Below are 23,802 nucleotides of genomic sequence, written 5' to 3'. Positions count from 1 at the left end.
TATGTCAACAATTATTGATGTTTATGCTCGCGAAGTCCTTGACTCTCGTGGTAACCCAACTGTAGAAGTAGAAGTTTACACAGAAAGCGGCGCTTTCGGACGCGCTATCGTACCAAGTGGTGCATCTACTGGTGAGCACGAAGCAGTAGAATTACGTGACGGTGACAAATCTCGTTACCTTGGTAAAGGTGTTGTTAACGCAGTAAACAACGTTAACGAAATTATCGCTCCAGAAATCGCTGGTTTCGATGTAACTGACCAAGCTGGTATCGACCGTGCTATGATCGAATTAGATGGCACTCCAAACAAAGGTAAACTAGGCGCTAACGCTATCCTTGGTGTATCTATGGCAGTAGCTCACGCAGCAGCTGACTTCGTAGGTCTTCCATTATACCGTTACCTTGGTGGATTCAATGCAAAACAATTACCAACTCCAATGATGAACATCATCAACGGTGGTTCTCACGCTGATAACAACGTTGACTTCCAAGAGTTCATGATCTTACCAGTTGGTGCTCCAACATTCAAAGAATCAATCCGTATGGGTGCTGAAGTATTCCATGCACTTAAAGCTGTATTACATGACAAAGGTCTTAACACTGCAGTAGGTGACGAAGGTGGATTCGCTCCAAACCTTGGTTCTAACCGTGAAGCTCTAGAAGTAATCATCGAAGCTATCGAAAAAGCTGGTTACAAAGCTGGCGAGAACGTATTCTTAGGAATGGACGTTGCTTCTTCTGAGTTCTACAACAAAGAAACTGGTAAATATGACCTTGCAGGCGAAGGCCGTACTGGCTTAACTTCTGCAGAAATGGTTGATTTCTACGAAGAGCTTTGCAAAGACTTCCCAATCATCTCTATCGAAGATGGTTTAGACGAAAACGACTGGGATGGTCACAAATTATTAACTGAGCGTATCGGTGATAAAGTACAATTAGTTGGTGACGATTTATTCGTAACTAACACTCAAAAACTTGCTGAAGGTATCGAAAAAGGTATCTCTAACTCAATCTTAATTAAAGTTAACCAAATCGGTACTTTAACTGAGACTTTCGAAGCTATCGAAATGGCTAAACGTGCTGGTTACACAGCAGTTGTATCTCACCGTTCTGGTGAAACTGAAGATGCTACAATCGCTGACATCGCAGTTGCAACTAACGCTGGCCAAATCAAAACTGGTTCTATGAGCCGTACTGACCGTATTGCTAAGTACAACCAATTATTACGCATCGAAGACGAACTAGGCGAAATCGCTGTTTACGATGGTATCAAATCTTTCTATAACATCAAACGATAATTGTAGAAAATAAACGACAGACCGTGAGAAATCACGGTCTGTTTTTTTATGTTAAAATTGTTCACCTGTCATAAGTGACATGAAATGTTTGAAGAAGCGGTTATAATCAAAATCAATTGCTATTTGATGACTCGGCCAATCAATAAATGGTTTAGGTTCTCCTAAAGAGCGAAATTCTCCAATGCTTGCCCCCTGCGCATAAGATTCTGTCATGATAACGATAGGTGATTTGTGATAGGTAAACATAGAGTTATCAAGTAAAGCGAGTATTGGCATTGTGTCATGGAAGGGGCTGCCCTTTAAATGTGGTAGGGCGTCTTTATAATATCCGTAGTAATAATGATCGAATAACGGTTTGACAAGTGGGGCTTTTCCTTTTGCCTCAATGTATTCGGCCATTTCTGGTGTAATGATGGAATATTGGGTGACGTTTAATGGGTATATGTACATGTTAGCTGCGGATTGAAGGACTATATTAGCTGCAGTAGGATCGCCATAAAAGTTTGCTTCGGAAATAGGGGTAACATTACCAGGATGTAAAAAGGTACCGCCCATTACGTAGTAAGATTTAACTTGCTCCATTAATTGTTTACATACGATAAATAAAATTGCTAGGGAGGTAAGTCTTCCTAAGCTCACAATAATTAATTCATCTTTATACTGTTCAATAAGAGGAATAACTTCAAAAAAATTCTCCATTTCTTCGTTAGTTACATTCACCTTTGGAATAATTGGCCCGAGCCCTTGTTTCCCGTGTACATCTGTAAAAAAAGCAGGAGGAGCACCAGTAATTGGACGTTCTGATCCACCAAAGATTTTGATATTTCTACCCTTTACTTCGCTTGTAAGAAAATGAGCATTTTCTACGGCCATTTTTTTTGGAACATTGCCGTAATCAGCAACGATACCGACGATTTCTATTTCATTGATAAAGAATGCTAAGAGGAGAGCCATCGTATCATCAATCCCAGGATCACAAAAAATGAGAACTTTTTTGGGCATATGTTCACCACCTATCTTGTTTATCCCGTACAAACCCGCTTGGTGAGGAATGATCAATGGGGATGAGGAAACCCTCAATGATTAAAGTTTCACTTTATATATATGTAAGTTTAAGGATAAAAAGATTATTTTATTGAAATAACAGTCTTATAAATTCAGAAAATAAAAACTTTTTATAATAGGTCAAGGTTTTTGACGTAATTTTCATTTGGAAATGCAGTCATATCAAGGTTGTAAGCGTATAACATCGGCTTTTTTTGCTGTCAAGTTGATAAATTGCAGCTTTTTACAATTTATACTATGATAAAGATATTAACAGAAGATCGTATAAACATGAGGGATGATGAACATGAAATTTACAAAGATTCTTGTCCAAATTGCTGCTCTTTACGTGTTTTATATGGTTGGAACTTGGGTGCAAGAAATGTTAAACATTCCAATCCCAGGAAGTTTGATTGGGATGTTCCTCTTACTTGTTTTACTTAGCCTAAAAGTTCTTCCAGTGAAATGGTTCGATTTAGGAGCAGAAACACTCGTTGCTATTATGCCGTTTTTATTAATTCCGCCAACGCTTGGCCTAATGAATTACGGTGCTTTTTTTATGAGTAAAGGAATTTCTCTTTTCATTACAGTTGTAGCGAGTACGTTTTTAATTATTATTGTCGCAGGACATACAGGACAATATCTTGCGAATAGGAAGGAAAGAGAGTCGCGATGAGCCAAATATTAATCGGAATCGGTTGGGTTCTTTTTACGGTGCTATTATATCAATTATCTAAAAAAATCTATAAATTATTTCCAACACCATTCACCATTCCAATGCTTGTAGCAACAGGATTAATGGCTTTCCTATTTATCGTGCTTGATATACCATATCAACATTATATGGAAAGTGGTGGTGGCTGGATTGCAAAGCTACTTGGACCCGGTGTTGTAGCATTTGCAATTCCTCTTTATAAACAACGTCATGTTCTGCAAAAATATGTTGTACCGATTGCTGGTGGGGTATTAGTAGGTACAACAGTTGCAATCGCTAGTGATTTTGCCATTGCTTCACTTATGGGAACAGATAAAAGCTTAATCTTATCGTCTTTACCAAAATCGGTGACAATGCCAGTTGCGATGAGCGTTTCTGAACAAGTTGGTGGTGTACCTTCCTTAACAGCAGCTTTCGTTGTTATCGCAGGTATTACTGGAACAATTACAGGACCTCTCTTGTTGAAATGGAGCCGTGTTACAAACTCAGTTGGTAAAGGTATCGGATTTGGATGTGCTTCTCATATTATGGGTGTTATGAGAGCGATGAAAAATAACGAACATGAAGGTGTTATTGGATCGGTAACAATGACATTAACAGCAATTTTGACATGTTTACTTGGACCGTTATTTGCAATGATGTTTATGTAATAGAAGAAAAGCGAGGGCAACTCTATAGCTCTCGCTTTTCTATAGGATTTATGCTACAGTTACAATAACTGAATCTTTGTAGGAGGTACGCCAAGTGCATACGTTATTATCCGTTTTACTTATTACTGTATCGATTTTAATGATTGTTATGGTACTTATGCAGTCTAGTAATAGCTCAGGCCTTTCAGGTGCAATTTCAGGCGGTGCAGAGCAATTATTTGGTAAGCAAAAAGCACGTGGAATTGAAGCAGTATTAAACCGTATTACAATTGTTTTAGCTGTATTGTTCTTTGTATTAACAATTGCTGTTACGTACTTAAACTTATAGAATTGAAAGAAGAAGCGTTAGTAAGATGTACTAATGGTTCTTCTTTTTTGTTTTGCCATTTGAAAGATGTTTCTAATTAGATTATAGAAATGTAAATATGGTACACTAGATATAGAAAGAATACGACTAGATTACAGAAGAGAAAGAGGAGAAGTACATGATGAAATTAGCATCTCCGAAACCATTTACATTTGAGGGTGGAGACCGCGCTGTTTTATTACTACATGGATTCACAGGGAACTCAGCTGATGTACGTATGTTAGGGCGTTTCTTAGAAAAGAAAGGCTATACTTGTCATGCGCCAATTTATAAAGGGCACGGTGTACCACCAGAAGAGCTTGTTCATACAGGCCCTACAGATTGGTGGCAAGATGTAACGGAGGCATATCAGCTTTTAAAAGATAAAGGTTTTGAGAAAATTGCTGTTGTTGGATTGTCACTTGGCGGCGTATTTTCTTTAAAATTAGGTTATACAGTACCGGTTTTAGGTGTAGTACCAATGTGTGCACCGATGTATATTAAGAGCGAAGAAACGATGTACCAAGGTATATTGGCATATGCCCGCGAATATAAAAAACGTGAGCAAAAATCACCAGAACAAATTGAACAAGAAATGTTGGAATTCCAAAAGACACCGATGAATACATTAAAAGCATTACAACAATTAATTGCTGACGTACGTAACAATGTGGATATGATTTATGCACCAACATTTGTTGTACAAGCACGTCATGACGAAATGATTAATACAGATAGTGCTAACATTATTTATAACGGTGTAGAATCTACGTTAAAAGACATTAAATGGTATGAAGACTCTACGCATGTCATTACACTTGATAAACAACGTGACGAGCTACATGAGGATGTATATAACTTCTTGGAGCAACTAGATTGGTAAGATCTAGTTGCCTCTTTTTTTCATAAGGAATTTTTTGTGAAAACTGTAAAAATCATAAGGGGAGTATTGAAGTTTCGCTTTATACATCCCCTATCTTTCGGATACACTAAATAATATAAGGTTTTAAAGGAGGTATTTTTGCTTGGAAGAAATTACACAAGAACATATTGATAAGTTGTTATTATTTATGAGAGAAGAAGCGTATAAACCGCTAACGATACAAGAGTTAGAAGAGGCATTTGGAATTGAAGGTTCTGAGGGCTTTAAAGATTTTGTAAAGGCACTTGTAATGATGGAAGAGAAGGGACTTGTTATTCGTACACGTAGCAACCGTTACGGTCTTCCTGAAAAGATGAATTTAGTAAGAGGTAAGTTAATTGGACATGCACGTGGCTTTGCATTCGTTGTACCAGACGAGAAGAAAACGGGAGACGATGATCTTTTCATCCCTCCTACAGAATTAAACGGTGCACTTCATGGCGATACAGTATTAGCACGACTTAGTTCTCAATCGAGCGGTTCACGTCAAGAAGGTTCAATTGTACGCATTTTAGAGCGTGGAACGAAAGAACTTGTTGGTACATATACAGAATCGAAAAACTTTGGCTTTGTTATACCTGACAATAAGCGCTGGACGAGTGATATCTTTATCTTGAAAAGTGCATCAATGGGTGCTGTAGAAGGTCATAAGGTAGTTGTGAAAATTACGAGCTACCCAGAAAACCGTTTAAGTGCAGAAGGTGAAGTTATTCAAATTCTAGGTCATAAAAATGATCCAGGAGTAGATATTTTATCTGTCATTCATAAACATCATTTACCTTTAGCATTCCCTGAAGAAGTGATGGAGCATGCAAACAGTGTACCAGAAACGATTTCAGAAGAAGATTTAAAAGATCGCCGTGATTTACGTAATCAAATGATCGTAACGATTGATGGTGCAGATGCGAAAGATTTAGATGACGCTGTTACAGTAACGAAGCTTGAGAACGGCAATTACAAGCTAGGCGTTCACATTGCGGATGTAAGTCATTACGTTCAAGAAGGTTCTCCAATTGATGTAGAAGCAGCGGAAAGAGCGACAAGTGTGTATCTTGTTGACCGTGTAATTCCGATGATTCCACATCGTCTATCTAACGGTATTTGCTCATTAAATCCGAAAGTAGACCGTCTGACATTATCTTGTGAAATGGAAATCAACAACTTAGGTGATGTTGTTAAACACGAGATTTTCCAAAGTGTGATTAAAACGACAGAGCGTATGACGTATGCTGACGTAAGAAGCATTTTAGAAGATGAGGACGAAGAGTTAATTAAGCGTTATGAGCCATTAGTACCGATGTTTAAAGAGATGGGGCAATTGGCACAAATTCTACGTGAAAAACGTATGCGCCGTGGTGCAATTGACTTTGACTTTAAAGAAGCGAAAGTATTAGTAGATGAAGAAGGAAAACCGACTGATGTTGTCATGCGCGATCGCTCTGTATCAGAGAAGTTAATTGAAGAATTTATGCTTGTTGCGAATGAAACAGTAGCAGAGCACTTCCACTGGATGAACGTACCGTTTATGTACCGTGTCCATGAAGATCCGAAAGAAGATAAGCTTGAGCGTTTCTTCGAGTTTGTAACAAACTTCGGATATGCGGTAAAAGGACGTGCGAATGAAGTGCACCCTCGTGCGCTGCAACAAATTCTTGAAATGGTTCAAGGACAGCCAGAAGAAGTAGTTATTTCAACAGTTATGCTTCGTTCTATGAAGCAAGCTCGTTACGATGCGGATAGTTTAGGACATTTCGGTTTATCAACTGAGTTCTACACACATTTCACATCACCAATTCGTCGTTACCCAGATACAATTGTTCATAGATTAATTCGTGAATACATTATTAATGGTAAAGTCGACAATGAAACGCAAGCAAAATGGCGTGAAAAATTACCTGAGATTGCAGAGCACTCTTCTAATATGGAACGCCGTGCTGTTGAAGCAGAGCGTGAAACAGATGAGATGAAAAAAGCAGAGTATATGGTTGATAAGATCGGTGAAGAGTATGACGGTATGATTAGCTCTGTAACAAACTTCGGTTTATTCGTAGAGCTTCCAAATACAATTGAAGGTCTTGTACATGTTAGTTATTTAACGGATGATTACTACCGTTATGACGAGCAACATTTCGCTATGATCGGAGAACGTACAGGAAACGTATTCCGCATCGGTGACGAAATTACAATTCGCGTTATTAACGTAAACAAAGACGAGCGTGCAATCGACTTTGAAATCGTTGGCATGAAAGGTACACCTCGCCGTAAGTTCAAAGATCGTCCAGTCGTTATCGAGCAGCCAAGAACAGGCAGAAAGAAACGCGGTGGACGTAGCGAGCGCAGTAATGAGCGCGGCGGTGAACGTGGCACAGGTAGAAAATTTGATCGTGGTGGCAAAGGAAAAGGAAGAGGATCCGCATCTGCATCTGCATCCACATCCACATCCGCAAGTCAGCCAGGGAAAAAAGATGGTAACGGCAAGAAGAAAAAAGGATTTTTCGAAAACGTACCAGGATTCAAGAAGAAAAAGAAAAAGCGTAAGTAAGAAAAGAGTGGCTTCGCTTTGATGAAAAGCGGGGCTTTTTCTTTTTTCTTGGTGGCTTGAGAGCGAGCCACTTTCGCTTTTTATGGAATCCAGCTACAGTGGCTAGAATGTTCGGCGGCTTCACTTCTTCCCGAGAGGCAAAGAGCGCCTCAAGGTCAGAAGCTCCATCCACCTCACATTCTGAACGAGCCACTTTCGCTTTTTGTTTACATTTGTTACAATAGTAAAAATAGAGGAGGGACGTTATATGCCAAAAGGTACAGGTAAGGTTATTGCACAAAATAAAAAAGCGTTTCATGATTATTTCATTGAAGAAACATACGAAGCAGGGCTTGTCCTTCAAGGAACGGAAATTAAGTCGATTCGCGCTGGTCGCGTGAACTTGAAAGATGCGTTTGCACGTATACATAATGGTGAAGTATGGGTTCATAATATGCACATTAATACGTACGAACAAGGGAATCGTTTCAACCATGATCCACTTCGTACGAGAAAATTACTTCTTCATAAAAAAGAAATTGATAAGCTAGCGGGCGCTGCAAAAGAAACAGGTTACGCATTAGTTCCACTTAGAATCTATTTGAAAAATGGATTTGCAAAAATGGCACTTGGTTTAGCAAAAGGTAAGAAACAATATGATAAACGTCACGATTTAAAAGAGAAAGAAGCGAAACGTGAAATTGCACGCGTGTTCCGTGATCGTCAAAAGATGTAATACAGATATTTACATTTGTAAAACGGCGCGCGTATGATATAATAACTTATGTAAGGTTGTTGCACATTGAAAAACAGCTCTTAGTAGCTATCACGATATTTTCTTCGTATGCTCCATTTTTATCATGGGGACGTTACGGATTCGACAGGGATAGTTCGAGCTTAGGTTGCGAGTCGAGGGGATCGGCCTCGTTAAAACGTCAAAGCCTATAATTGGCAAACAAAACAATCTTTCTTTAGCTGCTTAATTGCACTAAAGGTTCCTCCCTCCATCGTCCATGTGGTAGGGTAAGGGACTCAAACTAAGTGGACTACGCCGGAGTTCGCCGTCTGAGGGCGAAGGAAGAGAACAATCAGACTAGCAACTTGGAAGCCTGTCGATAGGCCGAAGAGTTCGCGAAATGCTAATATATCGACTACACTCGTAGAAGCTTAAGTGCCGATATTTTTGGACGTGGGTTCGACTCCCACCGTCTCCACCAATACATATTTGGTGGTTTTTTTATTTTGTATAACAAGAAGCATAAGATGGTCGTTTTGGCCAACTTATGCTTCTTTTAGTTTACGGCCAACTTATGTTTCCAGGATTTGAAGAATATTTTTAATGTCGCCTTTAAATAAAGTCGCGACTTTTAGGGATAGCATCACATCATCATCAATCTAAGAATAGCAAATACCCCAAAACGAAAAAAATGTACATTTTTTTCGTTTTGGGGCGTTATAAAATCCTTAAGTTGATGGGCATATGGCGACTCATTTCTAGAATTGTTTTCATGTGTCAATGATAGAAATATATTTTTAATTATGGCTACTTTTCAACTAGTACGATATCATCAAGATAGGCGTCACCGATGTTAACATATCCATTAATTTGTAAGATGACCTTATATGGATTATTAGTATTTAGAGTAGTAAATTCAACCGATTTTTGTTCATACTGTGTGGAAGTAAACGTCATAACAAATGTGTTTTCTCCCCCAGGAGACTGTGCTCCTACAAATAAGGTTTTTTCAGGACCCGATACTTTTCCAGATGCGGACATGATGTATGTAGTATTAGGCTTCAAAGTTACGTCTCCCTTAAGATGACCAGCTCCTGAACTAAAATGAAGTCCTTTAGAATTATTTACTCCTGCATGCTCTTCAATATTGTAAATTAAAGAGCCATATGCTGGTTTAAAAGGTTCTAAACTTGAATTGTGGTCAAAATCAATATTTAAAATATAAGGGTTCTCCTTCTCCTTTAATTGTACATTATCAAACTTAACCCTCCCATTTGCTGTAGAAGCAAGTTTGACAGCAAAGTTTGACACATCTTCCCCTGTTTTAAACTTCATCTCATGATGTTCCGGCTTAAATCCTGAATATTGCTTTTTTGTTAATGGAACGATTTCTTGATGGGCATTCAGATTACCTACTGTTACTTCTGATGGAGAACCTATACTTCCCGCTATATCAAATGTTAATGTATATTCTGTATTCGGCTTTACAGTAACAGGCTGATAGGCTGTGTCTGCATGTATTAATTTGAGATAATGATTGGCTGGTTCAGAAGTGCCGATATTCTCGGTAGAAGAATTAGGATTAGATAAAATCCAGTTATTTAGCCCATCCTCAAAATCTCCATTCTTAACTTGTTCAATTGCAGATGAACTATCTGCTGATACAATACCTGAAAAACCTATACTGGCACTTAATACAATTGCTGTAGAAAAGACTCCTATACCGACTTTTTTTAACAATTTCTTCATCTCCTTTGGTCAGATTAAAATTTACTTTTTCATATTTCTATATATGTTTGGATAAACCTGCCAAAGAACAACTTTAACAATAAATAATTTATGTATCCAAGATTTAGGTTATTTTCATTTGAAGGGGTAGAGGGAGCAACCGTGCCGTGAAGTGTAAAGTAACTTACAGAAAATGTAATACACGATGCGTCGACAGTTGCAAAAATTAACATTTATGCAACACTCCACTTGGGCTTGATTTTTATGGCGCCATAACGTTGCATATATTGTGTTACAAATTAATTTTCGATAATACGGTGATATTCGTAGCGAAATAGAAAATAGATATTTGCAACACTATGAATACCTTAACGTACTGCAAAATGATTACCAAAAACCTTTTTAAAAAGTGCACCGTACACTTTTTATCCTTTTACTGGAATCTACTTTGCACTTCCCAGCACAGGTGCCCCTTCTAGCCCTTGAAAGATCTTCAATATATACAAGGACACCTCGCTCAAATTGAACGGGTAAAGAAAGCATATCAAGAGAGCAAAGTGACCTATTAACTAACGAAAGCGTCACTTCCACTTGCTCGTTTATTAAGGTTATTAGTATCAATTTGGCCAAACATTATTCCAAAGCTACATTAATAAAACACACGGCAAGCTTATGGTTTTTTTTGTTTATGGAAAAGTTATGGTTCTAAAAATAGAATGTATCTAATTTCTTGGTTCTTTCACTTGCATCCTCAATGTACCTTGTGTGTTATCCCTTAAATATCACAATTTTATCCAGTCAAAGCTCGATTGGTGAGGACTGATATTCAGTGGGGGATGAACATCTCCGCTCATTTAATTATAAATTCGTTTTATTCGAATCTTCATATGTTTTGTGTTTTTAACCATACCTATTGTAAGATTATATAGAGTTCTCCTAATAAGCTGTTTTAATGGATTATTTAGGGATTTTTAATTTATAAATCTTAAATTGTTTTTTCAGGATAATTTTTTATCTAAATAAGTTATATTGAAGTAGAGGTGAACCATCGGTGAAGCAGGTGTTGGTGATTAAAAATGAACGGTCTTCAGCAAAGAAAATTGTAAGCGGTCTAACGCAAGAAGGCTATTTCATTTTAAAACTTCACAATGAAAACCAAGGTTTAAATATAATATATGAACAAGATTGGGATATTATCATATTGGATTGGGACTCATTAAGTATATCGGGACCAGAAATTTGCAGACAAATACGACTTGTTAAAACCACACCGATAATTATTGTGACCGACAATATTTCTAGTAAGGATTGCATAGCAGGGCTACAAGCAGGAGCAGATGATTATATAAGAAAACCATTTGTGAAAGAAGAATTAGTAGCAAGGGTTCAAGCAATTTTAAGGAGAAGTGACTATATCCAGCAAAATGAGATGAAATTTTTTCAGTTTAAAGATCTCTTTGTTGATGCATCTAGCAATATTGTGAAAAAAGGTGGCGAGAACCTCTCCCTTACTAAGCGCGAGTATGATTTGCTTGTATTTTTAATCAAAAACAAAAACACAATATTGAGCCGTGAAATGCTTTTGAATCAAGTATGGGGATATAACGTAGTAGTAAATCCAAATGTAGTAGACTTATATATTGGGTATGTAAGAAAAAAGTTAAAGTGCGAGAAGAAAGACAGATATATTCAAACGATACATGGCAGAGGCTATTCAATGATTGACTGATAAAAATAAGATAATAAAAAAATGAGTAAAACTATTTCATTCAGTTTTACTCGTTTTTTTATTAAATGTGATAATCAAATAGTTTCTGAGAAGTATTAAAAGATGTAAAAAAATATTTCTATCAGGTAATGGATTATGAAAACATTAGCTATTAATGAGCATTTTTTGCAGGGGAAATTATGGTTTATAAGGTGCTCATCTTTTGGGTATTGTGTAGGGGACGATTCTAGCGCGCATTAGTTGAGACCGGTCTAATGAAAGTGTCTACTCGAAAAAAATCGACACGCTCTGAAGAATAAAGGTTAATCAACACGCCCGACTTCATATATTACTTTGTTTGCCTGATTTTATGAATTCACACCATTCACAAGATTTTCACAGAATTAATGACTATACTAATTAACAGGATGTTCAAATGAAAATGATTATCAATAGCGATTCAATTGAATAAAAGTTACCTTCTAATTCAATCTATGGATGTCATCATTTTCGAAATAAATCACACTATAAGGAGTATACATATGAAAAAATCTATGCTTTTAAAATTAGTGAGTATTCTAGCAATTTTCACTTTAATGTTAGTAGCTTGCTCAGATTCAAGTAAAGAAACTTCGAAGGCTAATAATAAAGATAATGGTAGTGATAAGCCAAAAACGGTTGAAATCACTGATGCTCATGGAACTGTTAAAGTCCCTGTAAACCCAAAGAATGTAGTTGCTTTGGATAACAGAACTTTTGAAACTTTATCTGATTGGGGAATTAAATTAGCGGCTGCTCCAAAGGATATCATGCCTGCTGATTCAACATATAAAAAGGATGAAAAAGTTCAAAATATTGGGAATCACCGTGAACCAAATCTTGAAATTATTGCAGCGGCAAACCCTGACCTTGTAATCGTTGGTCAAAGATTTGCTGACCATTACGAAGAAATCAAAAAATTAGTACCAAATGCAGCAGTTATTGATCTTAATTTTGATGTTTCTGAGAAAGCTACTAAGCCTGGCGAAAACTTAGTAAAAGGACTTAAAGATTCTACAGTTACTTTAGGAAAAATCTTTAATAAAGATAAAGAAGCTAAACAATTAGTAGCTGATTTTGATAAATCTATTGAAAAAGCAAAATCTGCTTATAACGGAAAAGATAAAGTTATGAGTGTTATCGTTACTGGTGGTAATATTGGTTTTGCTGCTCCACATTCTGGTCGCGTTTGGGGACCAATGTATGAAATTTTCGGTTGGACTCCAGCGTTAGAAGTTTCAAATTCTACTGCAGGTCATAAAGGTGATGACGTTTCTGTTGAAGCTATTGCACAAACAAATCCTGATTGGATTTTCGTATTAGATCGTGATGCTGCAACATCTGATGCGGCTAAGTCAACACCTGCTAAGGATGTTATTTCTAAATCACCTGCTCTTCAAAACACAACTGCTGTTTCTAAAAAACAAGTTATTTATGCACCAGAAGATACTTACACAAATGAATCAATTCAAACTTATATAGAGTTATTTGGAAATATGGCAAAAACTTTAGCTAAGTAGTGTAAAGGGGTACGAAACAGTGTCAAAAAATATGATTTCTAGGGTTGAGAATATTTCTCAACCCCAGTTTTATAATCAAAATAAAATATGGACAAAACCTTTTATAATAGCAGTTATAGTTGTTATAATTTTAGGGATTATATCACTGTTTACTGGAGTTTATGATATACGTGGACAAGAGGACGGGACAGAGATGTTTTTCATAACTCGTGTTCCGAGAACAGCTGCATTAATGCTTACTGGAGCTGCGATGGCGATGGCAGGGCTCGTAATGCAACTCATTACACAGAATCGCTTTGTTGAACCTACTACAACGGGGACTATTGAATGGTCAGGCTTAGGCCTGCTTTTTGTGTATTTATTATTTCCTGCCCCGACTTTAGTTCAAAGAATGACTGGTGCAATCATTTTTTCTTTTATAGGAACTATGATTTTCTTTCTATTTTTAAGAAGAGTTAAGCTTCGTTCGTCTTTAATTGTTCCGATTATTGGATTGATGCTTGGAGCAGTAATTTCTGCAGTGTCTACTTTTTTAGGACTCCTTTTTCAAAAGACGCAAAGTATTGAAACTTGGTTTGTAGGTTCATTTGCTAACATTCAGGTGGGAAGATATGAATATTTATGGCTGATTGTTATCATTACTTTTCTTATTTTTATGTATGCTAATAGATTGACTTTAGCTGGACTAGGAGAAGATGTCGCAACAAGTCTTGGAGTTAATTACAATAGAATTGTTCTTTTTGGGACTGCTCTTATCTCTGTTGCAGTTGGAATTGTTGCAGCTGTTATTGGACACTTACCTTTCTTAGGATTAATTGTGCCAAATATCGTTTCAATGTTTAGAGGTGATGATCTTAGGAGTAATTTACCTTGGGTTTGTGTGATCGGAATGGGATCAATAACTGCCTGTGACATCATTTCTCGAACAATTATACAGCCTTTTGAATTACCTGTTTCTTTAATACTTGCAACAGTGGGAGCAGTCGTGTTTATTACTATTTTATTGAGACAAAGAAAACCAAGGAGGCTACGATGATCACATTAGAATATAGAAAAAAAGAAAATGTCGAAATCGATTCTAGCCTTCATAATGAAAGTAGATCAGCTAGCGCTTTTCGGTCTAAGAAGGAAGCAAGACGTTATTGGATTTTACTGATAACATTGATTGCTTTAGGTCTTCTTTCTTCATATGGACTTTTAGTTTATAACAATCCAGTTCCGATAGATTCACCTTCTTTTATCCCAGTCGTTAAGAGAAGGATAGTAGCTATTGTTGCAATGATTATCGCTGCAGTTTGCCATAGCTTGTCGACAGTTGCTTTCCAATCTATTACGAATAATAAAATTATTACTCCATCGCTTTTAGGTTTCGAATCACTTTATTCAGCAATTCAAACGAGTACAGTATTCTTCTTTGGTGCTAGTGCGTTAATAAATTTTAATGGAATTGGATCATTTTTATTCCAAGTTGTTGTTATGGTCTTCATGAGTTTGATACTTTATGGATGGTTACTTTCCGGTAAATACGGGAATTTACAACTTATGCTTTTAGTTGGAATTATTATTGGTACCGGGCTAAATTCTGTGTCAACTTTCATGAGAAAACTACTTGCGCCTTCAGAATTTGATATTTTACAAGCAAGATTATTTGGTTCTGTTAATCATGCAGATCCTGCATATTTTCCTATTGTAATTCCTATGATCATAATTGTAGCGGTATTAATTTTTGCTCATTCTAAGAATTTGAATGTTTTGTCACTAGGAAAAGATGTTGCTACTTCTTTTGGAGTTAAATACCAACCTAGTGTAATTTATACGCTTGTATTAGTAGCTATTTTAATGTCCATTTCAACAGCTCTAATTGGGCCACTTACTTTCTACGGCTTTTTAGTGGCAACTTTGAGTTATCAGGCAGCGTCAACTTATGATCATAGATATATTTTTCCGATGGCTTTTGCTATAGGATTTTTAATAATGACGAGCGCATACTTTTTAATGTATCATGTATTCCATGCTCAAGGTGTAGTTTCAGTTATTATTGAATTATTCGGTGGAATCATATTCTTAACTATAGTTTTAAGGAAGAGGGCTTTATGATAAAAATTGATAATGTTAAAAAGTTCTATACTGATAAGGTAAAAATAGGACCTTTGGATATTGAAATACCAAAAGCAGGCTTTACTTCTTTAATTGGACCAAATGGCGCTGGAAAGTCAACGACACTTTTGATGATTGGCAGACTTTTAGATATGGATGAAGGTCAAATTCAGGTAGCAAATATGGATGTTTCTGAATCCAAATCAAAAGACTTAGCAAAAGTTTTGACTATATTGCGACAAGAAAATCATTTTGTAACTAGGCTTACTGTGAGACAACTAGTTGGATTTGGGCGCTTTCCTTATTCAAAGGGAAGATTGACTAAAGAAGATGAGGCTATCATCTCTAAATATATCGATTTCTTAGATTTAACTAGTTTAGAGAATAGATATTTAGATGAGCTTTCTGGTGGTCAAAGACAAAGGGCATATGTAGCGATGGTATTGTGCCAAGAGACGGAATATGTACTTTTGGACGAACCTTTGAACAACCTTGATGTTGCTCGTTCTGTTCAAATGATGGAGCATTTGAGACGTGCAGCTAATGAATTTGGACGAACAATTTTGACTGTCATGCATGACATAAATTTTGCAGCTAAATATTCGGATAAAATTTGTGCTATGAAAGATGGACAAATTGCTGCTTTTGGAACAGTAGAAGAAGTTATGGACCCAACACTTTTGACAGATATTTTTGAAACAAAAATAGAGATTATTAATGGTCCTTATGGGCCGATCGCAGTTTATTAGTTATAAAATGTCTTGCGTAGATTATGCAAGACACTCTAGTTGAAGTTGCTGTCTATATTTTATAGGCAGCAGCTTTTTTTTATGTGATTACTCATAAAATGCAAAAGAATGCTTCACCTTTTCAAGTATGTACCAAACGAAAAAATATCTCTGTATAATTTTTTAAAAGAATTCAGCTTGTTTTTTGTATATGTAATATTGCATATCAGAGTGTATTGATAAAAGTGTAAGGGGTCACTATAATGAGGGCATAAAGATAAATCACATTTTCGTAGCAATAAAAAGGAGGAAATAATATGGAAATCGCAATGGCAGTTTTAAAATTTGTAGGTGGCGTAATCCCGTTAATTCAAGAACTTTTAAAAGCATTTATGTAAGTTTATTAGTTAGCTATCATTTATCAATCATTATCATATTTTACTAAAAAAAGAACGGGGTGATTTTTCTGAATATTAAGAAAAACACTAAAAGAAGAAAGTTCCTTACATGTTTATTAGTTAGTCTATGCACTATTAATTATTCATCTATTTCCTTCGCAGAAACACAAGCAAGTAATGTAACTGATGTAACCAAAAATGCTAGTGGCATTAATACTGGTATAGCAAATCTTAAATATAATAATCAAGAGGTTTTAGCTGTAAATGGTGATAAAGTAGAAAGTTTTGTTCCGAAAGAAAGTATCAATTCAAATGGTAAATTTGTAGTAGTGGAACGCGAGAAAAAATCACTTACAACGTCACCAGTCGATATTTCAATTATTGATTCTGTAGTGAATCGCACGTATCCAGGAGCTGTACAACTTGCAAATAAAGCTTTTGCAGACAATCAACCAAGTTTATTAGTGGCTAAGAGAAAGCCTTTGAATATTAGTATAGACTTACCGGGCATGAGAAAAGAAAATACAATCACTGTCCAAAATCCAACATATGGTAATGTAGCTGGAGCAGTAGACGATTTAGTATCTACTTGGAATGAAAAGTATTCTACAACACATACGTTACCTGCAAGAATGCAGTATACGGAATCTATGGTTTATAGTAAATCACAAATAGCAAGTGCTCTTAATGTTAACGCTAAATATCTTGATAACAGTCTAAACATTGATTTTAATGCGGTTGCAAATGGAGAGAAAAAAGTGATGGTAGCGGCGTATAAGCAAATATTTTATACGGTAAGTGCTGAACTACCTAACAATCCATCCGACCTTTTTGATAATAGCGTTAATTTTGACGAGTTAACTCGAAAAGGCGTAAGTAATTCGGCTCCACCTGTTATGGTTTCAAATGTAGCTTATGGTAGAACGATTTATGTAAAATTAGAAACAACATCTAAGAGCAAAGATGTACAAGCTGCTTTTAAAGCCTTACTTAAGAATAACAGCGTTGAAACAAGTGGACAGTATAAAGATATTTTTGAAGAAAGTACCTTTACTGCTGTAGTATTAGGCGGAGATGCGAAAGAGCATAACAAGGTTGTTACTAAAGATTTCAATGAAATCCGAAATATTATTAAAGATAATGCTGAATTAAGTCTTAAAAATCCAGCATACCCAATTTCATATACAAGTACTTTCTTAAAAGATAATGCAACTGCTGCTGTTCATAACAATACAGATTATATTGAGACGACAACTACAGAATATTCAAGTGCTAAAATGACACTTGATCATTACGGTGCTTACGTTGCTCAATTTGATGTATCTTGGGATGAATTCACATTTGACCAAAAGGGTAACGAAGTACTAACACATAAAACGTGGGATGGTAGCGGAAAAGATAAAACGGCTCATTACTCTACAGTTATCCCTCTTCCACCGAATTCAAAAAATATAAAAATTGTAGCAAGAGAATGTACAGGTCTTGCATGGGAATGGTGGAGAACAATTATTAATGAACAAAATGTTCCATTAACAAATGAAATAAAAGTTTCAATTGGAGGAACAACATTATACCCAACAGCTAGTATTAGTCATTAAGTATAAAAAAGCGCCCTATAAGTAGGGCGCTTTTTACTCTTTCCAAAATTGTTCTAATAGAATGACAAGCATGGTACCCACAAGTAAGCCATTACTTAAAACATATTGTAAGGAAGAAGGAATTCCGCTAAATGCACTTTCTGGAAGAAACAATATTCCTAAACTGATTAATAATGAAATTCCTAATATAGTTAATCGGCGTTGATTTACTGCTTCACGTAAAATGGATTGAAATGAAATGCCTATTACTTGGACAAATGTTGCTAAAAGTGCAGCATTAGCAATAGGTCCTGGTAGCAAGGATATAAAGTTTACAATTGAGGGAATAAAAGAAATCCCTGCTAATATAAGACTTGCTATAAGGAACGACTTCACTTTTCTTTGTCCTGTTAGTTTGATAAATCCTGCTGATGCAGGTAATGGTACAATTCCAATTGTAGAGAACAACGACGAGATAATATGTGATATACCTCCGACCCATACACCACGGTTCAGTGTTTGCTTTTCATTTTCTTTAGATAATGGAGCCACTTGTTTTACAGCCGAAATAGCAGCGATTGTATTTGCAACTAAAAGAAATGTAAATAAAGTTGCAGTTAGAGTCATTCCAATATCGAATCTAGGTGTGCCCCAAGCAAATATCTCTGGTAACTTAACTAGTGTTGTGTGCGAAGGCATATGAGATGATTTTCCTAATACTGCATACAAAAGCCAACCGCATGAAATTCCAAGTAATACAGCGTAACTTTTCATCCATCCTTTCCCTTTAATTGATAAGAAAGTAATAAGGGCAAAAACAAAGAGAGCAATAGTAGCTGTTGTATAGTCAGGATGGGTTGCAGATCCTTGTAATCCTATCATTCCTTTTACTAACACACCACTAAGCTGAAGTGCTAAGATTAAAAGAAAAGTTCCTGTAACTAAAGGGGTAAATAAACGTAAGATTCGATGTACAAGCCCTGTTATACCAAGTATGAAGAGTAATATACCTGCAATAATTAACCCGCCTTCTAAAAGTTGCAACACGTCTTTTGCACTTTGTCCCTGATGCATAGCGATTTGTCCCGATATGACAAATATACTTACCCATGAACCGGCTGGCCCATCCGCGATGGGATAGCGATGCCCAAACCATACTTGTATAAATGAACTTATTCCTACCACTAAAAAAGTTTGCTGCATTAATGTTGAGACATCCTCTATTGGTAAATGGAATATGCCACCAATAATTATAGGTAATGCAATTGCATTTGCTAATAGAAACACAAACCATTGTAGAATATTAAAGCTCGTATCAAAGTATTCTTTATTCATATTATTCTCCTTTGCCGAAAAAGAATCTCATATTAAAAATCCATCCTTTCTACACAGTTAGATTAAAAAGGATGGATTTTGTAAATCTATAAAATTAATTTAATGATATAGATAGATTTTTAATTAATTACCATGCACGAAATGGTAAGAATTTACCGTTAAGTGTAATTACGATGCGAGGATCGCCACCTTTTGGATCTTCTTGTGTATCCACACCCAAGTTGAAGTTAATTGCACTCATTACACCTTCGCCGGATTTTTCTAAGATTAATTCTCTAATAGTTGGTGCATATTGTAACATCATTTCATATAAACGATATGCAATCGGGTCCGTAGGAGGCATTTCCATTACTTGGCCGCGAAGTGGAACTACTGTTAATGCTTGAACTACTTCTTCATCTAATTCTAATAGTTTACCAATTTCTTCTGCTTCTGGACGTGTCATTGTAGCTTGTCCTAATAACGCTGTTACAACCCAAGTCTCAGAGTGTTCACTTACTTTTGCAATTTCTTCCCAAGTTAACCCTTTTTTAATTTTTGCTGCTAAAATTTTTTGCGTAGCTTCTTGTCTATTCATATCTAATACTTGTTTTTTCATATCTCATAACTTCCCTTCATATACGTGATAATTATTATTTTGTTTTACTATTTAACGCTTTATATCCATCAACCACTACATCTAATTTACCTGTGTGAGGGTCAATAACTAAACCATGTACAGGAACATCTTTTGGGATAAGTGGATGATTTCTTACTAAATCAACATTAGCTTGCGTTGAGTCGCAAACATCATCGAATCCGAATAACCATTTTTCAAGGTCAATACCAGCATATTCAATCGCTGATAAAATTTCTGATGAAGCTACTCCGCGATCTAATATTTTTTGAAGTGTTCCTTTTGGATTCGTTTGGCTCGCGCCACATCTATGGTGTCCAATAAGGAAGATTTCATCTGCATTTAAATCGTATACTGACGCTACAACACTTTGCATAACACTATCGAAAGCAGAAGCAATTTTACCACCTGCATTTCTGATAACTTTTGCATCACCATCGTGTATATCTAAAGCTTTTGGAAGTAGCTCAATTAAACGAGCATCCATGCAAGAAACAACAACCATACGTTTTTTAGGCATTTTTGTCGCTTCACGAGGAGCGTATTCCTTATTTTCTACAAAATGTTCATTGAACGATAGAATTTCTTGTAATAACATATTTGTAACCTCCTTTAAATCTAGATGTATTTTTTTGTTGTGTCCTCTGTGTTATAAGTAAATATAGCTGATAAATAATGTGATGTAAGAGGATAAACTAAGTATAGTGAATTGTATCGATAAGCAGAATAAGTTGGCGAAACACTTTCGGGCTTTCTACTTTCACGGTGAAAGGATTGGTTTATATCATTGATCAAACAGATTTTGAGATACTGAAATTATTAGGAGAAAACTCAAGAATACAATGGAAAGAACTTGGCCAAAAAATACATATGACGGGGCAAGCTGTAGGAAATCGAATTCGAAGATTAGAGGATTTAGGGATTATTGAACAGTATACAATTGCAATAAACCGAATCAAATTAGGACAAGTAGTGACTGCATTTGTTACTTTGTTCGTAACAACAGCTAATCACCAAGAGTTTATGAATTTCTTTCAAGGAGAAGAAGGAATTTCTGAAGTACACCGTATAAGTGGTGAGGGGTGTTATTTATTAAAAACACATTTTGCTTCCAACGAAGACTTAGATAACTTTCTAGGACGACTATTAAAATATGGGAACTATCGTGTTAACTTATCAATAGGAAAGTTGAAATAAGGTTTCTTTTCTTTGGAGGAGATAGTAACATTATTTGCTAAACTTTATTTGTATAGAGATAATGAAGTCGTTTAATGTTTATCTTAAATAGTCAGAGCCTTACTACAATTTATGTGTAGTAAGGCTTTTTAAAGTTGTTATATTCAACAATTAAGCTGAAGAGTTGTGGGTGGATATGAGAAGATTTCTTTCAAGAGAATCGTAAATGATTTTGTCTTAAGAAAGATCCTGCAACTCAGTACAGGATCTTTAATCAAACGTTTTTAAAAACTAAATTGTGGTTTCATATCACCTTTATAAGGTTCATGTTCAACGAATATAGTTATATCCTTACCAGCTTGGTCTTTACCAGTTCTTTTATACGTAAATTTATTCTTATTTAGTTCAGTAAGCTCAAGAGCAGCACCGTATTTATTATTTCCAATGGAAACATGGGCTCTTATTTTATTTTCGTGTACAACATCGAAGTAGCCATAATCACCGCGGCTTTGACCTGTTTCGCTATTGAAGAACTCATATTTATTAGATTTGTCATCAAATTTTGCTAAACTTATAAAATTCGAATTAAACTGTGTTACATCGTTACCAGCTTCGTCTAATACCTTTGTTCCGTGCCAAAGGGTACCGCCTAAAATTTTATCTCCATCAACGTTTTTAACAATATCGCCTGTAGTCGTGTTCAGCTGCTTGTCCGGATCAGTGAAAGAAAGTTCTTTTTCTTTATATGGGACATGTTCAACGAAAACTTCTACATCTTTACCGTTAGCGTCTTTCCCCATTCGTTTATAAGTAAATACATTTTTATTTAGTTTTGTCATGTCAACGACAGCTTGATACTTCATTGATTCTGAAATTAATATTCTCTTCTTCCCATCATTTGTGACAAAGAAAGTTCCTTTATCGCCACGACTTGCACCTGTTTTAGCATCAAAAAATTCATATCTGCCTGACTTCGCATCATATTTTGCAAGACCAATGAAGTTTGCATTTTCTTTTGTTAAGTCATTCTTATCTTTGTCATACACTCGTGTACCTTGCCAATTTGTCTCGCTAAGAATATTAGTCATTTTTTGCCCTTTAGTTAATTTATTTTCCTTTTTTGTTTCTTTAGCAACTTGTTCTTGTTTTTGTTTCCCATGATTTTCTTCAGCTTTAGTACCAGCACACCCTGTTAATGCTAATGTGAATCCGAGCAGTACGGATGATAGTGCTTTTGCTTTTTTGTTCATGTTTTATCGTCTCCTTATTTTATGATTTCAAGTAGTACGGTTAGCGATTATAGTAGCAGTGCGTCATATATGAACTTAGTTGCTACGTTTCTTATGTTAATACCCGACTATAAACTGCCTCTAAATAAAACATTAAAAAAAGATAAACTAATTCCTAAAATTTGTTCATATTTATAAAAAATCGCTAGATTACTGTAGTGGCTACGAGTAATCCAAAAAATACATTGTAAAGAAGAAGGAAAGCCATTAACAATAATGTAATTGCTAATAGAGCTAATCAATTGTAGTGCAAAACTTTTGAGAAAAACTGTAGGAGAAATGAAGATTTTATAGAATTCGTTTCGTATAGGAAGGGGATGTCCATGTTTGATTCAACAGATTTTAAGATTATACAATTACTACAAGAAAACGCTAGAATGAACTGGAAGGAAATTGGGGAGATAGTACATTTGACTGGCCAGGCTGTTGGGAAACGAATTAATAAATTAGAAGAGGCAGGTGTCATTCAAAAATATACGATAAATATCGATAGGGCGAAGCTAGAAGGTTCTATTATGACTTTTGTTACACTATTTTTGCATGCACCGCACTATCATAATCAAATTCAAAACTTTTTTGAAAAAACGGACGTAATTACTGAAATGTATCGTATAAGCGGCGATGGGTGCTATGTCATGACTCTTCACACATCTTCGCATCAGCAATTAGAAGAGGCTCTTGCAGATGTTTTACATTATGGTGATTATCGTATAAATACTGTCATTAAGACAATGGAAAAAAAGAAAGAATAAGATACTTATCCTTTCTTTTTTTTCATATGGAACTGTAATTCTTTATTTGCTTTTGTTTATAAAACAGTTTGCTGACATGACTGTTGCATAAATATCACCAAACTCTAATGCACTCATGAACGATTGATGAGCGTGTACTGCGGGGATTAGATTTCCTTGGAATTCTAAATCTTTTGTTGTACAAGCATCTTCAATTACAATACATTGAAATCCGAAGTCACTGGCAGCGCGCACTGTTGCATCAATACATACATGAGTCATCATACCGCAAATGAATAGTTGTTCTATTTTTTCTGTCTTTAATGTTTCTAATAAATTTGTTCTTAAAAAACTGTTAGGATGATGTTTTTGAATGACTCTTTCTTTAGCAATCGGTTGTACATCATCATAAATTTGAACCCCTACTGTATCGGGTAAGAAGAAAGTAGCTCCTTCATTGTTCGCAATATGTTGTACGTGAATAACTGTTTTATGTTTTTCGCGAAATACTTTCAAGACTTCTTTCGCTTTTTGTGCGGCTTTTTCAGGTTGATGTAATTCCATATTGCCGCCTTCAAAGTAATCATTTTGTATGTCTACTAATAGTAACGCTTCGTTCATCGTTATTC

General features: G+C 35.8%; 22 protein-coding genes and 1 other RNA gene. 16 read left to right on the top strand and 7 right to left on the bottom strand.

Annotation, left to right across the window (positions count from 1 at the left end; translation table 11 throughout):
* The first annotated feature begins 1 nt into the window (after position 1).
* Positions 2 to 1,297: a phosphopyruvate hydratase gene (gene eno, locus BM089_RS22180; protein ID WP_000103951.1), complete on the top strand. Its 1,296-nt coding sequence runs from the start codon at positions 2 to 4 to the stop codon at positions 1,295 to 1,297.
* Between the two features lie 51 nt (positions 1,298 to 1,348).
* Here eno and BM089_RS22175 read toward each other — a convergent pair whose 3' ends face one another.
* On the bottom strand, positions 1,349 to 2,299 hold the full coding sequence (locus BM089_RS22175) for a nucleoside hydrolase (RefSeq protein ID WP_090978111.1): 951 nt from the start codon (positions 2,297 to 2,299) through the stop codon (positions 1,349 to 1,351).
* A gap of 349 nt (positions 2,300 to 2,648) precedes the next feature.
* Here BM089_RS22175 and BM089_RS22170 point away from each other — a divergent pair, with 349 nt between their 5' ends.
* From BM089_RS22170 to ssrA, 7 genes are all read left to right on the top strand, one after another.
* The gene (locus BM089_RS22170; protein WP_000673222.1) at positions 2,649 to 3,017 is read left to right on the top strand and encodes a CidA/LrgA family holin-like protein; all 369 of its coding nucleotides are present in this window, start codon (positions 2,649 to 2,651) and stop codon (positions 3,015 to 3,017) included.
* Positions 3,014 to 3,706: an LrgB family protein gene (locus tag BM089_RS22165; protein ID WP_000078304.1), complete on the top strand. Its 693-nt coding sequence runs from the start codon at positions 3,014 to 3,016 to the stop codon at positions 3,704 to 3,706. Before BM089_RS22170 ends, BM089_RS22165 begins: the two co-directional genes overlap by 4 nt.
* Positions 3,707 to 3,800: 94 nt before the next feature.
* Positions 3,801 to 4,034 carry a preprotein translocase subunit SecG gene (gene secG / locus BM089_RS22160; RefSeq protein WP_000557266.1) on the top strand — a complete coding sequence of 78 codons (234 nt, stop codon included), beginning with the start codon at positions 3,801 to 3,803 and terminating at the stop codon, positions 4,032 to 4,034.
* 160 nt (positions 4,035 to 4,194) lie between these two features.
* Positions 4,195 to 4,935 (top strand): carboxylesterase, encoded by a 741-nt coding sequence (gene estA / locus BM089_RS22155; RefSeq protein ID WP_000761986.1) that lies wholly within the window; start codon positions 4,195 to 4,197, stop codon positions 4,933 to 4,935.
* Between the two features lie 142 nt (positions 4,936 to 5,077).
* Complete coding sequence (rnr, locus tag BM089_RS22150; protein WP_086387028.1) at positions 5,078 to 7,516, top strand: ribonuclease R; 2,439 nt, start codon at positions 5,078 to 5,080, stop codon at positions 7,514 to 7,516.
* A gap of 247 nt (positions 7,517 to 7,763) precedes the next feature.
* Complete coding sequence (smpB, locus tag BM089_RS22145; protein WP_001123917.1) at positions 7,764 to 8,231, top strand: SsrA-binding protein; 468 nt, start codon at positions 7,764 to 7,766, stop codon at positions 8,229 to 8,231.
* A gap of 126 nt (positions 8,232 to 8,357) precedes the next feature.
* Positions 8,358 to 8,712: a transfer-messenger RNA gene (gene ssrA / locus BM089_RS22140) on the top strand.
* 326 nt (positions 8,713 to 9,038) lie between these two features.
* On the opposite strand, the gene BM089_RS22135 is transcribed toward ssrA, so the two are convergent.
* A complete protein-coding gene (locus tag BM089_RS22135; RefSeq protein WP_090978109.1) occupies positions 9,039 to 9,971 on the bottom strand; it encodes a carbohydrate binding domain-containing protein in 933 nt (310 codons plus the stop codon).
* Positions 9,972 to 11,010: 1,039 nt separating this feature from the next.
* Between BM089_RS22135 and BM089_RS22130 the strand changes: the two genes are divergently transcribed.
* The 6 genes from BM089_RS22130 (at position 11,011) to alo (ending at position 18,047) form a co-directional block, all read left to right on the top strand.
* Positions 11,011 to 11,688: a response regulator transcription factor gene (locus BM089_RS22130; protein ID WP_025118102.1), complete on the top strand. Its 678-nt coding sequence runs from the start codon at positions 11,011 to 11,013 to the stop codon at positions 11,686 to 11,688.
* A 521-nt stretch (positions 11,689 to 12,209) separates the two neighbouring features.
* Complete coding sequence (locus tag BM089_RS22125; RefSeq protein ID WP_090978107.1) at positions 12,210 to 13,226, top strand: siderophore ABC transporter substrate-binding protein; 1,017 nt, start codon at positions 12,210 to 12,212, stop codon at positions 13,224 to 13,226.
* Between the two features lie 19 nt (positions 13,227 to 13,245).
* On the top strand, positions 13,246 to 14,262 hold the full coding sequence (locus BM089_RS22120; RefSeq protein ID WP_000042077.1) for an ABC transporter permease: 1,017 nt from the start codon (positions 13,246 to 13,248) through the stop codon (positions 14,260 to 14,262).
* Positions 14,259 to 15,323 (top strand): iron chelate uptake ABC transporter family permease subunit, encoded by a 1,065-nt coding sequence (locus tag BM089_RS22115; RefSeq protein ID WP_000631245.1) that lies wholly within the window; start codon positions 14,259 to 14,261, stop codon positions 15,321 to 15,323. The genes BM089_RS22120 and BM089_RS22115 overlap by 4 nt, the downstream gene beginning before the upstream one ends.
* Positions 15,320 to 16,072 (top strand): iron ABC transporter ATP-binding protein, encoded by a 753-nt coding sequence (locus BM089_RS22110; RefSeq protein ID WP_000590061.1) that lies wholly within the window; start codon positions 15,320 to 15,322, stop codon positions 16,070 to 16,072. Before BM089_RS22115 ends, BM089_RS22110 begins: the two co-directional genes overlap by 4 nt.
* A 436-nt stretch (positions 16,073 to 16,508) precedes the next feature.
* Complete coding sequence (gene alo, locus BM089_RS22105) at positions 16,509 to 18,047, top strand: anthrolysin O/cereolysin O family cholesterol-dependent cytolysin Alo (protein WP_090978105.1); 1,539 nt, start codon at positions 16,509 to 16,511, stop codon at positions 18,045 to 18,047.
* Between the two features lie 33 nt (positions 18,048 to 18,080).
* Here the strand turns inward: alo and BM089_RS22100 are convergent, their stop codons facing one another.
* From BM089_RS22100 to BM089_RS22090, 3 genes are all read right to left on the bottom strand, one after another.
* Positions 18,081 to 19,361 carry a purine/pyrimidine permease gene (locus tag BM089_RS22100; RefSeq protein WP_001031669.1) on the bottom strand — a complete coding sequence of 427 codons (1,281 nt, stop codon included), beginning with the start codon at positions 19,359 to 19,361 and terminating at the stop codon, positions 18,081 to 18,083.
* A gap of 127 nt (positions 19,362 to 19,488) precedes the next feature.
* Positions 19,489 to 19,938: a cyanase gene (gene cynS / locus BM089_RS22095; RefSeq protein ID WP_025118105.1), complete on the bottom strand. Its 450-nt coding sequence runs from the start codon at positions 19,936 to 19,938 to the stop codon at positions 19,489 to 19,491.
* A 55-nt stretch (positions 19,939 to 19,993) separates the two neighbouring features.
* Positions 19,994 to 20,575: a beta-class carbonic anhydrase gene (locus BM089_RS22090; protein WP_000926482.1), complete on the bottom strand. Its 582-nt coding sequence runs from the start codon at positions 20,573 to 20,575 to the stop codon at positions 19,994 to 19,996.
* A gap of 167 nt (positions 20,576 to 20,742) precedes the next feature.
* On the opposite strand from BM089_RS22090, the gene BM089_RS22085 reads away from it, so the two are divergent.
* On the top strand, positions 20,743 to 21,174 hold the full coding sequence (locus BM089_RS22085) for an Lrp/AsnC family transcriptional regulator (protein WP_002008929.1): 432 nt from the start codon (positions 20,743 to 20,745) through the stop codon (positions 21,172 to 21,174).
* Positions 21,175 to 21,437: 263 nt separating this feature from the next.
* Here the strand turns inward: BM089_RS22085 and BM089_RS22080 are convergent, their stop codons facing one another.
* Positions 21,438 to 22,403 carry a DUF4822 domain-containing protein gene (locus BM089_RS22080; protein WP_001034146.1) on the bottom strand — a complete coding sequence of 322 codons (966 nt, stop codon included), beginning with the start codon at positions 22,401 to 22,403 and terminating at the stop codon, positions 21,438 to 21,440.
* A 362-nt stretch (positions 22,404 to 22,765) separates the two neighbouring features.
* Between BM089_RS22080 and BM089_RS22075 the strand changes: the two genes are divergently transcribed.
* Positions 22,766 to 23,194 carry an Lrp/AsnC family transcriptional regulator gene (locus BM089_RS22075; RefSeq protein ID WP_239661668.1) on the top strand — a complete coding sequence of 143 codons (429 nt, stop codon included), beginning with the start codon at positions 22,766 to 22,768 and terminating at the stop codon, positions 23,192 to 23,194.
* A gap of 42 nt (positions 23,195 to 23,236) precedes the next feature.
* On the opposite strand, the gene BM089_RS22070 is transcribed toward BM089_RS22075, so the two are convergent.
* Entirely contained in the window at positions 23,237 to 23,794 is a 558-nt protein-coding gene (locus BM089_RS22070) for a cysteine hydrolase family protein (protein WP_090978103.1), read from the bottom strand.
* Between the last annotated feature and the right edge of the window lie 8 nt (positions 23,795 to 23,802).

It is taken from the genome of Bacillus sp. 5mfcol3.1, assembly GCF_900114335.1.
Lineage (GTDB): Bacteria > Bacillota > Bacilli > Bacillales > Bacillaceae_G > Bacillus_A > Bacillus_A thuringiensis_S.
The sequence above is the reverse complement of the archived record's forward strand: the minus strand, read 5'-3'. Positions and strand labels throughout refer to the sequence as shown.

Excerpts from the sequence above, each read along its gene's own strand:
- eno (WP_000103951.1), top strand. The coding sequence starts at position 2 with ATGTCAACAATTATTGATGTTTATGCTCGCGAAGTCCTTGACTCTCGT.
- BM089_RS22175 (WP_090978111.1), bottom strand. The coding sequence starts at position 2,299 with ATGCCCAAAAAAGTTCTCATTTTTTGTGATCCTGGGATTGATGATACG.
- BM089_RS22170 (WP_000673222.1), top strand. The coding sequence starts at position 2,649 with ATGAAATTTACAAAGATTCTTGTCCAAATTGCTGCTCTTTACGTGTTT.
- BM089_RS22165 (WP_000078304.1), top strand. The coding sequence starts at position 3,014 with ATGAGCCAAATATTAATCGGAATCGGTTGGGTTCTTTTTACGGTGCTA.
- estA (WP_000761986.1), top strand. The coding sequence starts at position 4,195 with ATGAAATTAGCATCTCCGAAACCATTTACATTTGAGGGTGGAGACCGC.
- smpB (WP_001123917.1), top strand. The coding sequence starts at position 7,764 with ATGCCAAAAGGTACAGGTAAGGTTATTGCACAAAATAAAAAAGCGTTT.
- BM089_RS22125 (WP_090978107.1), top strand. The coding sequence starts at position 12,210 with ATGAAAAAATCTATGCTTTTAAAATTAGTGAGTATTCTAGCAATTTTC.
- BM089_RS22115 (WP_000631245.1), top strand. The coding sequence starts at position 14,259 with ATGATCACATTAGAATATAGAAAAAAAGAAAATGTCGAAATCGATTCT.
- BM089_RS22110 (WP_000590061.1), top strand. The coding sequence starts at position 15,320 with ATGATAAAAATTGATAATGTTAAAAAGTTCTATACTGATAAGGTAAAA.
- BM089_RS22100 (WP_001031669.1), bottom strand. The coding sequence starts at position 19,361 with ATGAATAAAGAATACTTTGATACGAGCTTTAATATTCTACAATGGTTT.
- cynS (WP_025118105.1), bottom strand. The coding sequence starts at position 19,938 with ATGAATAGACAAGAAGCTACGCAAAAAATTTTAGCAGCAAAAATTAAA.
- BM089_RS22090 (WP_000926482.1), bottom strand. The coding sequence starts at position 20,575 with ATGTTATTACAAGAAATTCTATCGTTCAATGAACATTTTGTAGAAAAT.
- BM089_RS22080 (WP_001034146.1), bottom strand. The coding sequence starts at position 22,403 with ATGAACAAAAAAGCAAAAGCACTATCATCCGTACTGCTCGGATTCACA.
- BM089_RS22075 (WP_239661668.1), top strand. The coding sequence starts at position 22,766 with ATGTTTGATTCAACAGATTTTAAGATTATACAATTACTACAAGAAAAC.
- BM089_RS22070 (WP_090978103.1), bottom strand. The coding sequence starts at position 23,794 with ATGAACGAAGCGTTACTATTAGTAGACATACAAAATGATTACTTTGAA.